Here is a 12,242-nt window from a genome sequence, read left to right on the forward strand (position 1 = left end):
AATTCGAAATTTATACTAAGGGAAGCATCACGCGTCTTAAAGCTGCTTATCATCTTACATATGCAGATGGCACTCCCTTCTTCTACACAGCCTGTACGGCCTGGAATGGCCCTCTCAAATCTACTGACGAAGAATGGAGAACTTACCTGCAGCACAGGGTAAAGAACAACTACAATGTTATACAGTTTGTGACAACCCAATGGCGCGGGGCCGACAAAAACAGCCTTGGACAAGTGGCTTATGAAGGCAACGGCAAGATCAGCATCAATCCTGAGTTTTTCCAGCACCTGGATGGTAAAATTGACGAGATAAATAAATATGGCTTAGTGGCAGCTCCTGTTCTATTGTGGGCACTTCCTTTTGCAGATGGCAAAGAGCTTAACCCAGGCTATATTCTACCCGATCCCGAAGCCGTTTTGTTGGCAAAATACCTGGTGGCCCGATATGGTGGTAACCAGGTTATCTGGATTTTAGGTGGCGATGGGCAATATGAGTATCACTATGAACAGCGCTGGAAAAATATAGGGAGAGGTGTATTCGGCAACATGCAGCACCCAGGGGTTGTTTCGTTGCACCCCTACGGTGCCTCGTGGATCGGCGATGAGTATGCAAATGAAGAGTGGCTTGATATTGTAGGGTATCAATCGGGGCACAACAACAGCGATAAAACTGTGCAGTGGATTAACGAAGGACCCGTAGTAAAAGGATGGCAGCAGTTGCCACCTAAGGCCATCATCAATATGGAGCCTTGTTACGAGGAGATTTTCTTTAAAATTACAGATAAGGATGTGCGCAATGCTTCTTACTGGAGCCTATTTGCATCGCCCGTTGCTGGTATCACCTACGGGGCCAATGGCATATGGCCTTGGCTTAGACCGGGAGAGAGCATATTGAATCATGAGGATGCCACGGGCACACATCCTTGGTATGAGAGCATAGACTTCCCTGGCAGCAAACACATAGGTTATCTCGCTGGCTTCTTTAAACAACTAGAGTGGTGGCGGCTTACACCCGCCAACGAACTGTTGGCCGAGCAGCCAGGTAAGGAGACGCCCCACCAGTTTGTTTCGCTCTTAAAGTCAGACAACAGCACAACTATACTGGCTTATATACCTGAGAAGGCAACCGCCAAAATCTACAATAAGAGAAACGATGCTTATGATGCGCAGTGGTTTAACCCTGTAAGCAACCAGTACTCAAAAGCTAAAATAACAAACAAGGAAGGCATTATAGAAGCGATACCGCCAGCAGGAAATGATATGGTGTTGGTTCTTAAAAGAAAAGGAGGACAGAAGTAGTGACGCTTATCACAGTGAAGTTTAATGTGGTTGAAGCCATAAAATTATTGACCAAAAATCAATTTATAACATAAGATAAATATGAAGAAAAATTTATCCTCAATACTGTTAAGTCTTTGCCTGCTTTTATCAGCAGCTGCCTATGCGCAAAACCAGAATGAATTAACTATTTCCAATACTACCTTCTTAAGAAACGGACAGCCGTTCCATTATACAGGCATTGGTTTCTTTAACGCGTTATATAACCCTGCCTTTCATAAGAGTGCACAGGATAGGAACCAGTGGTTGGATAAGTTTGATAAGTATGGCATTAATGTGTTGCGGGTTTGGGCACAATGGAACAACACGCGTGGGTTTGTTGATGCTGCTCCAGATGCTACTTTGTACGCATCAAATGGCGAACTGCGTCAGCAACCGTTGGAGCGCCTGAAAGCGTTGTTAACTGATGCGGACAGTAAAGGCATGGTAATTCAGTTGGTGCTGTTTTCACATGAAACTTCAGAAGCAAACAATAAGCTAACGGCAAAGAGCTCAGATAGAGCTGTTGCGAATATTACCCAAGAACTGAAGCCTTACCGCAACCTGGTGTTCCAGATATGGAATGAATCTTCGGAGCGGGTGGAAGATTATTATAAAGCCATCAAAAAAATAGACCCGAAGCGGCTGGTAACGAACTCTCCAGGCCCGGGTGGTGACTTGGGTGATCAGAACCAAAACCACATGCTCGATTTTCTAACACCGCACACGACAAGGCAGTTTGCCGGAAAGCATTGGGAGATTGCTCCGAAAGAAATTGCTTATTTGCTGGAGCGCTACAAGAAGCCTGTTGTGGACGATGAGCCTGCCCGTAACGGTACTCCAGATTATGGTGGGCCGCATGATGGTTCTTCTCCTTACGACCATATCCTGCAGATTTACCAGGTGTGGCAGCAGGGCGGCTATATGGTGTATCATCATGACATGTTTCAGAAAGACTATGGGCACCCTTCTATTTCGCCATCGGGTATACCCGACCCAGAATTCAACCCTTACCACAAGCAGGTGCTGGAGTTTATAGCCATGCAGCCACGCTACCGCCCTGAAGTAGAAAAGCATGAGAGGGTTGAGTAAATGGACCGTGTTTAATGAGCCGTTCTAACCTCCTAAGAAGAATTTTATGTGTTTTAAGCAAGGAAGAGATAGCGTTCCAGAGTAAATAAGTAGGGATATGAAATATAATTGTGCCCATTTGTTGTGGATCTTGTTTTGGTTGCAGTTGCTCCCGTTTTCTTCTGGTGCCAAAGCTGTAGAACAAGTTACAGGTGACACACTCACTTTTTTAGTTGCCAAAGGAGGTGGAACTTCTAAGTTGATCCAGGCGGATCAGACTTTTAAGAGCGTTCAGGAGGCAAAGCACGCTGTAAGGGATTTGAAGCAGAAAGGTAGATTGAATGCTCCGGTTAAGGTTTACATTGAGGCAGGAAGTTACTTTCTAGACAGCCCTTTGCTGTTTACTTCTGATGATTCTGGAACCGAAGACAAACCAATTATATATACTTCTCTGAATGGGAAAGTGCTATTGCATGGTGGTAGAAGATTAGAGAATTGGAAAAAGTACAAAGGCAATATTTATTGTACTACTATACCAGAAGTAAGGAAAGGTAACTGGAAATTTAACCAGCTATATGTAAACGGTGAGTTAAGGCAGCGTGCCAGAACACCGAACAAAGGATTCTACAGAGTAAAGGGTTTTCCTGACGGAGGACCCGAAATACACTACCACACCGACTGCCAAAGATTTGAGTTCGAAGAAGGGGATATAGATCCTAAGTGGACAAACCTGGAGGATGTGGAGGTAATCGTTTACCACTTCTGGACCGACTCACATTTACCGATCCAATCCATCGACACCAAAAACAACATCGTGACCTTTAAACACAAAGCTGGGAAGGTGTTTACAGATGGCTTTTCGGATGGAGGAGCCAAGTATGTGGTAGAAAACGTATGGGAAGGGCTGGAAGAGCCTGGGGAATGGTACCTGAACAGGAAAACAGGCAGGCTCTACTACATTCCTTTACCTGGTGAGGACCTTTCCGAAGCAGAGGTAATTGCACCCGCTACGGAGAAGTTTATTACCTTAGAAGGAGCAACCTTGGAGAATAAGTTTGTAGAACATATAACGTTCGATAATCTTGACTTTATGTACACAAATTGGAGCCTGCCCCCTGGTAACTCCAACGATGACCAAGGCTCTGCGAGTGTACCAGCAGCTATTACGCTAACAGGTGCACGGCACATTGCTTTTACAAACTGCACGGTAAAAAACATTGGCACCTTTGCCTTTGAGGTGGCAGCAGGTAGCTCACACAACAGATTTACACATAATACCATTAGCCACATTGCAGCAGGAGGTTTTAGAGTTAACGGCGGAACAGACGAAGACCCTCCTTTGCTAAGAACGGGTAATAACACCATTTCTGACAACGACCTGCACCACTTCGGCCAGGTATATCCGTCTGCTGTAGGTGTGCTACTTATGCAAACATATGGAAACAAGGTTACACATAATAACATCAACAACGGCTGGTACACAGGTGTTTCAGTAGGATGGGAGTGGGGTTACCAGCGCAGTATCAGCAGGGATAACATCATTGAGTACAACCACATTCACACCATTGGGCAGGGGCTGTTATCAGATATGGGAGGCATCTACACCTTGGGTGTTTCACCAGGCACCATTATCCGTAATAACCTTATCCATGATGTACAGGCAAATCAATACGGTGGCTGGGGTATCTACAACGACGAAGGCTCATCTTATATACTCGTAGAGGACAACATTGTATATAATACCAATTTTGCAGGTTATAATATTCATTATGCTAAAGAGATAACCGTACGAAACAACCTGTTTGCCTTAGGTAAACAGGCTCAGCTAAGTCGAGGTAAAGTGGAACCACATAAGAGTGTATTCTTTGAGAATAACATTATCTACTGGAAAGAAGGAGAGCTGCTAAGTGAGCAGTGGGGCGATCAGCCTTACCTGTTTTACAGAAAGCCAGAAAATGGGATAAAAGAGGAGACCAGCACATTTGAAATGGATTGGAATGTTTATTTCAACCCAACTGTGCCCTTAGATAAAGTGAGCTACAACGGAAAGAGCTGGGAAGAGTGGCGTAAAACTGGAAAGGACCAGCACTCTTTGTTTGCAGACCCTCTGTTTGTAGATCCAGATAATCAAGACTTCAGGTTACGGGCAAATTCTCCCGCTTTCAAACTTGGGTTCAAACCAATAGATATAAGTACAGTTGGCCCCAGAAAAGCAAGAGCGCTTTATTGAAGGAATTTCTATAGGGAATGACAAAATAGCTTAATACTGAGATAACAAATGATTGGGAAAGAACCAAGAATAGATTTTTCTTTGGTTAAGACCATTCGATATCGACAGAAGATTTATAACTGCCTATTTTACATTTTAGCACTATATGATATCCATATACATGACAAGAGCTCTTTTCTTAGCTATGTTTTTAATGTTTGCGGTAAGTACAGCACAGGCTCAGCAGTATGAATCAAACTGGGCATCGCTGGATAAGCGGGAAACTCCTAAGTGGTGGACAGATGCCAAGTTTGGCATATTTATTCACTGGGGACCTTATGCGGTACCTGCCTATGCTCCGGTAGACGAGGTGGAAGGTGTTTATGATAAATACGCCGAACACTACGAGAACAGGATGATTGCCAAAAATGAGCTATTCATGAAGCACCATAAAAAGCATTTTGGAGAGAACTTCACTTATCAGGACTTCGCCCCGATGTTCAAAGCCGAGTACTTCAATCCTGACAAGTGGGCTGATCTGTTTCAAAAGTCAGGTGCCAAGTATGTGGTGCTTACCTCCAAACACCATGATGGCTTCTGCCTTTGGCCGAGCGAGCAAAGCCCGCGTTGGAACAGTGTTGCTGTTGGTCCGCACCGTGACCTGGCTGGTGAGCTGACGGAGGCGGTACGAAACAAAGGCCTGCGCATGGGCTTTTATTATTCTCTTTTGGAGTGGAGCCACCCTTTGTATAAAGAGTCTACTATAAACCAGTGGGTGGATGAGCACATGATTCCGCAGATGAAAGACCTGGTAACACGCTATAAACCCGAAGTGGTTTTTTCTGATGGAGAGTGGGACTATACCAGCGATAAGCTAAAGAGTGAGCAGTTCTTGGCCTGGCTTTACAATGAGTCGCCGGTGAAAGAAACGGTTGTGGCTAACGACAGATGGGGAAGCGAGACACGCAGCAAGCACGGTGATTACTACACCACCGAGTATGACTTAGTGCACAGTGAAGAAGGCATAGGCGAGGCAGGCTCTCACCCTTGGGAGGAAAGCAGAGGTATAGGCACCTCTTACGGCTATAACCGCTTCGAAACCACCGATCACTATTTCACTTCGAAGCAACTAGTAGATCTGCTCATCGACAAAGTGAGCAACGGTGGCAACCTGCTGCTTAACATAGGTCCAAAGGCGGACGGTATGATTCCAGTGATTATGCAGGAGCGCCTGCTGGATATAGGGGCATGGCTGAAGGTGAACGGCGATGCTATCTACGGTACCAGAGCGTGGGAAAAGCGGCCGCAGGACATGAAGGAGCAAGGTGTCTTTTACACTGCCAAAGGCAATGACCTGTATGTGATCTGCACGAAATGGCCCGAACAGCCTTTCATAGTAAAAGGTGTGAACGGAGCAGGAAAAGTAAGCATGCTAGGCACTAAGGCGCAAGTAAAATCTTCTGCCAAGAATGGAAGGCTTACTATCACACCTCCAATCCTGAACCCGGGTAATGTGCCGTGCGACTACGCATGGGTGTTTAAAGTAGAAAGAGTAAAATAACCAAAGGCTTTCCCTGTCTTCAGTGTTCACCGAAGGACTTGGGTGTGTCCCTAATAGCCTATATGAAGATGTTAAAGAGGGTAAGTTGTGTTGTTTCTATTGTGTTGTTGGGTATTCTGTCGGTTTTAAGCCTATCCTGTTCTAACTCCATGCAGGAAAATGAGCGGACAAACCTTTCAAATAGTAAAGCTGCCACAGTACCCCCAGAGGAAAACCGGTTTACAGTGGAAGTACTGGAAACGAAACTTTATGAGCCAATGGAGTTGGCGGTAAGACCCGATGGGAAAGTCCTATATATTGAGCGCAGAGGCGTATTGCGGCTTTACGAGCCAGCGAAGAAGGCTAGTCGTACTGTTGGGGAGCTAAATGTATTCAGCGGGAACGAAGATGGCTTATTAGGTCTGACATTGGATCCACAGTTTGCTAAAAATAACTGGATATACCTGTTTTACTCTCCAGCTGGCAAAGACCCTATACAGCGAGTGTCCCGTTTCGATTTTGTGAAAGACAGCTTACTTCTGTCCAGCGAAAAGATCTTGATGAGCTTTCCAGTACTTCGGCAATGCTGCCACTCAGGTGGGGCGCTGGAGTTTGGGCCTGACGGAAGTCTATACATTTCTGTTGGCGATAACACCGTTGCAAGTACTTCTGATGGCTATGCTCCTATAGACGAAAGGCCGGACAGGCTTATCAGTGATGCGCAAAAGTCGGCAGCAAACTCCAACGACCTTAGAGGCAAAATCCTGCGCATCAAACCAAACCTAGACGGCACCTACAGAATTCCTGATGGAAACCTTTTTCCGAAGGACGGCTCTAAAGGCCGACCAGAAGTTTATACCATGGGCAACCGCAACCCATTCAGAATTTCAATTGATCAGAAAACGGGTAACCTGTACTGGGGAGAAGTTGGACCTGATGCTGGAAAGGACGATAACACTCGGGGACCAAAGGGATACGATGAAGTGAATCGCGCTACGAAAGCAGGTAACTTTGGGTGGCCGTATTTTGTAGCAGATAACAAGCCCTATAGGTATTATAACTTTCAGGATAGTACCTCTGGCGAACTTTTTGACCCACAGGCTCCTATAAATAATTCACCTAATAACACTGGCCTGAGAGAGTTGCCTCCTGCTCAAAAGGCCCTGATCTATTACCCATATGATGCATCTTCGGAATTTCCTATTGTTGGAGAGGGGGGGCGAAACGCCATGGCTGGGCCAGTCTTTTATATGGACCTGTTCCCCTCTGATGCACGAACCTTTCCGGAATTTTACGAAGGTCGGCTGTTTATTTATGATTGGATGCGGGAATGGATTATGACGGCAAGGGTAGGAGAGGATTCTGTCGAGCTTGAAAGGTTCCTGCCTAACACTCATTTTGCCCACCCGATTGATATGCAGTTTGGTGCCGACGGAGCTTTGTATGTGCTGGAGTATGGAACTTACTGGCATGCAAACAATGATGACTCCAAGCTTATTCGAATACAGTATCACGCCAATAACCGAAAGCCTCTTGCTCGAGCATCAGCCGACAGAACAGAGGGTGCTGTACCATTCACCGTTAACTTTTCATCTGAAGGCACATTGGATTATGACGATGGCGACCAACTTACTTATGCCTGGTCTTTTGACGGAATCAAAATTCACTCAAAGGAAGCTTCTCCTACTTTTACCTTTACCAAACCAGGTGTTTATCAGGTAGCTTTAAAGGTAACGGATAAGGAAGGCTATACTGATGAAGCTAAGTTGGAAATAAGAGCTGGCAACGAACCTCCGAAAATTAGCATACAGACAGATAATAACCGCTCTTTCTACTGGAACAATCATTCTTTCAACTATGCTGTGAAAGTGGAAGACCGTGAGGACGGAAACATTACAGCTGGATCGCCACAGGGGAATGATGTAAAAGTGTTTTTCGATTACCTGCCCGAAGGCTATGATCTGGTGCAAACGGCCTTGGGGCAGGACTTGTCTGCTGTTAACGCCAACCTGAAAGGAAAGATGCTAATTAAAAATAGCGATTGCAAAGCCTGCCACTCTCTTATGAACAAATCTGTGGGGCCGAGCTACATGGATGTTGCTACACGACACAAAGGGAAAGACAGTAAAAAAGCATTGGCTTCTAAGATCATAAAAGGTGGCTATGGTAACTGGGGCGAAGTGCCTATGGCTGCTCATCCACAACTTTCGCAGGAAGAAGCCGAGGAGATGGTAAAATACATACTTGGCTTAGCCGATCCACAAACAGACCTGAAGCCGTTGCCTATGAAAGGGAAGGTAACAACCAATCAGCATAAAGGAAAAGAAGGTACTTATTTTCTTACGGCTAGTTATACTGACAAAGGGCATAACAGTATAGCTCCCATTACTACCCGTGAAGTAATTGCCTTGCGACACCCTCAGGTGGACCCTTCTACTTGTGATGCGAGCAAAGGCGTTATGATTCGGAAAGATATTGGGCGTGTCCGGTTCACAGAGAACGAGTCTTATATTGTCTTCAGAGGGGTAGATCTAACAGGTGTCAGCAGCCTCACAATCAAAACTGTTCCGTCTAAGGTTACGGCTACGCTTGAAGTTCAGACAAATTCTTTGGGTGGACAGACTATAAGCAGTGCAAAGCTATCTGCCAGTGAAAAGGAAAATAAATATACAATAGATGTCAAGCCTTCAGCATCAGTGCATGGCCTGTACTTTGTATTGAAGGTAGATAGCAAAGAAGAAATAGGCATCTGGAATACGCTGGACATCGAGCAGATTGAATTTAATCAGGAGAGGCAGAACCATAAAGTACAGTAAGAGTTAGTCCCTCTTTGGAATTAGTTTACCATACTATAAAATAGTCGTTATGAGAAAGTGTACTTTCTTGGCTTTCTGTTAGTTTCTACTCCACCGTAGTTAATGATACCTAAACTCATCATACGGCAAAAGAGGGGACAAACCAAAATTCCGTCATCGTCGGCTATAGGGGCCGTTGCTTTTCCCGCAGGTCTAAACTTATAAATCCATCCTATAAACTTCATCTTCCATGAAATCCAGACGAGACTTTTTCAAGAAGTCTGCGGCTGCATTTACCATTGTCCCGCGATTTGTGTTGGGGGGCAAAGGGTACGGCAAGAGCTGGTAAGGATATTGGGTGCGAGAAGCCAATGACCCGCACCATTGGCGAAGGCAAACGCGTGGTGGAGGCCGTACAGCAGCATGGGCGCATCTTCCGCCTGAATACCTGGTTTCGTTTCGGTTCGATGACATTTTTTACGGAATGGGCACCCCTGTAAAACCCATCAAAAAGCTGGTGGATAGCGGCCTGTTTGGTTGGCCTTTGAAAGTGACGGTAAGCCGCCACACAGGCTATGATTGGAAGTTCTATTGGGTGGGTAAAACTAACCTGGATCCTGTGCCAGTACCACAGGAGCTTGATTACAACATGTGGTTAGGACCAGCACCGTACCGGCCATATAATCCGCACCGGGTGCACGGTACATTCCGAGGGTACTGGGATTATGATGGAGGAGGCCTAGGCGATATGGGGCAGCACTACATGGATCCTGTTCAGTACTTCCTAGGTAAAGACAACACTAGTCCAATATCGGTGGAAATAGACGCGCCACAGCAGCATACCGACGCCGTAGGTACGTGGTGCAGAGTCGTGTACACCTACGAAGATGGCTGTCAGATTATTTTAGATGGAGAGGGTAAAGATGAACATGTACCTTTCATAGAAGGGCCCAACGGCAAGCTATACCCAGGCTTCCGCTCCGATATTGCTGACTTGCAGCGCAAACTGGCGGCTTTCCCCGATCCTGAGCCACAGGTGACAAACTTTGTGGAAGCCGTGAAGAATCGTACAAAGTTCGCCCTTAACGAGGAAAATGGCCATCGTTCCTGCACACTTGTTAATATGGGCCTTGCAGCCCTACGCCTGGGTCGTTCCCTGAAATTTGACCCAGTAAAGCAGGAGTTTATTAATGATGAAGGAGCTAATCGTCTGGTTTATCAGCCAATGCGTTCGGGCTGGACACTGGTATAGCTTCACCCTAAAATCAATTGCAAATATTCAAAAGAGGAACAGAACTCTGTTTTGCTATGATCATGAAAAGAACATCATTACTGCTCCTTGCTATGGCTGCGACAAGTTCAATGGCAATGGCGAAACGAGAAAACGACCAACGCACCCTAACTACCCGAGTTGCCGATCTGCTAGCCGAAATGCCAGCCCGCGACCAGCAGCACCTGGAAGCCAGTATGAGCGAAATGGCAGCTATGGGAAAAGAAGGCATTTTAGCAATGAAAAGTATGCTCTCTACACCAGGTAAGGGCGACGATTCTAAAATCGAATTTGCGCTGGACGGATTCTCTTATTATGTCATGCAGTCGGCAAGGGAGGACTGGAGAAAAATGAGTGTGGATGCCTACTGCGAATCTTTGGCTAAAGCAAGCAATCCAGAAAATAAAGCATTTCTTATACAGCAGCTTCAGAGGGTTGGAAACGAAGATGCTGTACCCTGTCTGCAAGGTTATCTGGGTGATGTACGCCTTTGTGCTCCTGCCGCCAATGCTCTAACCAGTATCAACTCAACAAATGGTGAAACAGCCTTGCTGCAGGCGTTGCAAAGTATAGAGGGCGACTGCCGTTTTTCGTTAGTAGAAGCTCTCGGAGATACCCGGCATGCTGCTGCTGTAGCCTCCCTGACACCTTTGGCAAGCAGTCAGGATGTTAAACTACGAAAGCTGTCTCTTTATGCCTTGGCCAATATTGCAGATCTTGCATCGGAGGATGTGTTAGCAAGAGCAGCACAAGAAGACGGCTATACCTACGACCATGACAATGCTACTGCCGCTTACATTTTATACGCCAGCCGTTTGGCTGAGGATGGAAAGCAACATCAGGCCGAGAAGATAGCAGAAACACTGTTGCATAATACTAGCTAGGAGAGCCAGGTGCATACCCGCACCGCCGCTTTAAAATTGCTTTCTGAGTTACAGGGTGAGAAAAGTGTTCCACTGCTTTTAAATGCATCTGGCGACAGTAATCCTGCTTATCGTGCTGCTGCACTAGGTTTTTCTTCTGCATTCATCACTCCCGCTACCACAGCTTTTTGGGTAAAGAAACAAAAAAGTCAGATGCCGAAGTGCGGGCAGACATCATTACTTTGCTTGGTGACAATAGAGCAGAAGAAGCCATGTCTGCCGTGAAAAAAGCGCTCAGGAATAAAAATGAGAAAGTAAGGTTGGCTGCCGTTGCCGCAGCTGGGAAAATAGGCCAGGAAGAAGTGCTGCCAGAACTGCTTCGTGTCATGCAAAAAGGAGATGAAAGAGATGCAGTTGCCGTAAAGAATGCTTTGCTGATAATGAAAGGCAATAGCATTATTGATCAGGTAGCTGAAGCTTTGCCTAAAATGCCTGCAGTGGCCCAAGCCGAACTTCTTTCTGTGATGGGTGCTCGCGCCGCACATAGCAGGATAAACAATGTACTTTCTTATGCTGATGATAAAGACCCGAGAATACGTATGGCTGCTCTGTCGGCTCTTGGGCAGATGGCTAGGAAAGAAGACCTTCCTCAGTTATATGTTTTGTTAGACAGAGTGTCACAGCCAGAGGAGCTTGAAGCAATGCAGAAAGCTATTATTGTAGCCGTAAAAGAGTATGAATCACAACAGCAACAAGCCCAGTTGGTGCTGCAGCAAATGGAGAAAGCTCCTGCTAATAAAAAGTCAGCCTATTTTAATGTTTTAGCAGGTATAGGTGGGCAGGAAGCATCAAATACCGTGGCTCAGGCATTCAGTAATGGCAACGAAGCAACTAGAATAGCTGCTGTAAATGCTCTGTCGCAATGGTTGGATGTGAGTGCAGCCAAAGCGCTTTATTGCATAGCAAAAGAACCAGCAAATGGTGCTTACTTAGATGAAGCACTGAGAGGGTACATCCGGACAGTAAGTACTTCCAAATACCCTGCAGATCAGAAAGTGCTGTTGCTGCGCGATGGAATGGAGGTGGCTCAAACGCCAGAGCAAAAGAAGCTGATACTGCGGGAAGTAGAGAAAAACAAAACATTTCCAGCTTTGGTTTTTGCTGGCAGATAGCTCGAT

9 protein-coding genes are annotated in these 12,242 nt (G+C 45.9%); all 9 read left to right on the top strand.

Features of this window, described 5'->3' with window-relative positions; translation table 11 throughout:
• Positions 1-26 precede the first annotated feature (26 nt).
• The 9 genes from PKOR_RS25600 (at position 27) to PKOR_RS25270 (ending at position 12,236) form a co-directional block, all read left to right on the top strand.
• A complete protein-coding gene (locus PKOR_RS25600) occupies positions 27-1,298 on the top strand; it encodes a glycoside hydrolase family 140 protein (protein WP_476704246.1) in 1,272 nt (423 codons plus the stop codon).
• 81 nt (positions 1,299-1,379) lie between these two features.
• On the top strand, positions 1,380-2,408 hold the full coding sequence (locus PKOR_RS12420) for a cellulase family glycosylhydrolase (RefSeq protein ID WP_046311126.1): 1,029 nt from the start codon (positions 1,380-1,382) through the stop codon (positions 2,406-2,408).
• Between the two features lie 97 nt (positions 2,409-2,505).
• Positions 2,506-4,617 carry a right-handed parallel beta-helix repeat-containing protein gene (locus PKOR_RS12425; RefSeq protein ID WP_084694781.1) on the top strand — a complete coding sequence of 704 codons (2,112 nt, stop codon included), beginning with the start codon at positions 2,506-2,508 and terminating at the stop codon, positions 4,615-4,617.
• A 184-nt stretch (positions 4,618-4,801) separates the two neighbouring features.
• Positions 4,802-6,157, top strand: coding sequence for an alpha-L-fucosidase (locus tag PKOR_RS12430; RefSeq protein ID WP_235336226.1), 1,356 nt, complete (start codon positions 4,802-4,804; stop codon positions 6,155-6,157).
• Between the two features lie 62 nt (positions 6,158-6,219).
• Positions 6,220-8,952, top strand: coding sequence for a PQQ-dependent sugar dehydrogenase (locus PKOR_RS12435; protein ID WP_084694782.1), 2,733 nt, complete (start codon positions 6,220-6,222; stop codon positions 8,950-8,952).
• Between the two features lie 278 nt (positions 8,953-9,230).
• Positions 9,231-9,431, top strand: coding sequence for a Gfo/Idh/MocA family oxidoreductase (locus PKOR_RS25610; RefSeq protein ID WP_235336238.1), 201 nt, complete (start codon positions 9,231-9,233; stop codon positions 9,429-9,431).
• Positions 9,416-10,183, top strand: coding sequence for a hypothetical protein (locus PKOR_RS12440; protein WP_235336245.1), 768 nt, complete (start codon positions 9,416-9,418; stop codon positions 10,181-10,183). The genes PKOR_RS25610 and PKOR_RS12440 overlap by 16 nt, the downstream gene beginning before the upstream one ends.
• Positions 10,184-10,245: 62 nt before the next feature.
• Entirely contained in the window at positions 10,246-11,085 is an 840-nt protein-coding gene (locus tag PKOR_RS25265) for a HEAT repeat domain-containing protein (protein ID WP_200897365.1), read from the top strand.
• 167 nt (positions 11,086-11,252) lie between these two features.
• Positions 11,253-12,236: a HEAT repeat domain-containing protein gene (locus PKOR_RS25270; protein WP_200897366.1), complete on the top strand. Its 984-nt coding sequence runs from the start codon at positions 11,253-11,255 to the stop codon at positions 12,234-12,236.
• The last annotated feature ends 6 nt before the right edge of the window (positions 12,237-12,242 follow it).

This window comes from Pontibacter korlensis (assembly GCF_000973725.1).
Lineage (GTDB): Bacteria > Bacteroidota > Bacteroidia > Cytophagales > Hymenobacteraceae > Pontibacter > Pontibacter korlensis.

Bases quoted from the DNA above. Each gene is read 5' to 3' on its own strand.
- PKOR_RS12440 (WP_235336245.1), top strand. From the start codon at position 9,416: ATGGGCACCCCTGTAAAACCCATCAAAAAGCTGGTGGATAGCGGCCTG.
- PKOR_RS12435 (WP_084694782.1), top strand. From the start codon at position 6,220: ATGAAGATGTTAAAGAGGGTAAGTTGTGTTGTTTCTATTGTGTTGTTG.
- PKOR_RS12430 (WP_235336226.1), top strand. From the start codon at position 4,802: ATGTTTTTAATGTTTGCGGTAAGTACAGCACAGGCTCAGCAGTATGAA.
- PKOR_RS12425 (WP_084694781.1), top strand. From the start codon at position 2,506: ATGAAATATAATTGTGCCCATTTGTTGTGGATCTTGTTTTGGTTGCAG.
- PKOR_RS12420 (WP_046311126.1), top strand. From the start codon at position 1,380: ATGAAGAAAAATTTATCCTCAATACTGTTAAGTCTTTGCCTGCTTTTA.
- PKOR_RS25265 (WP_200897365.1), top strand. From the start codon at position 10,246: ATGAAAAGAACATCATTACTGCTCCTTGCTATGGCTGCGACAAGTTCA.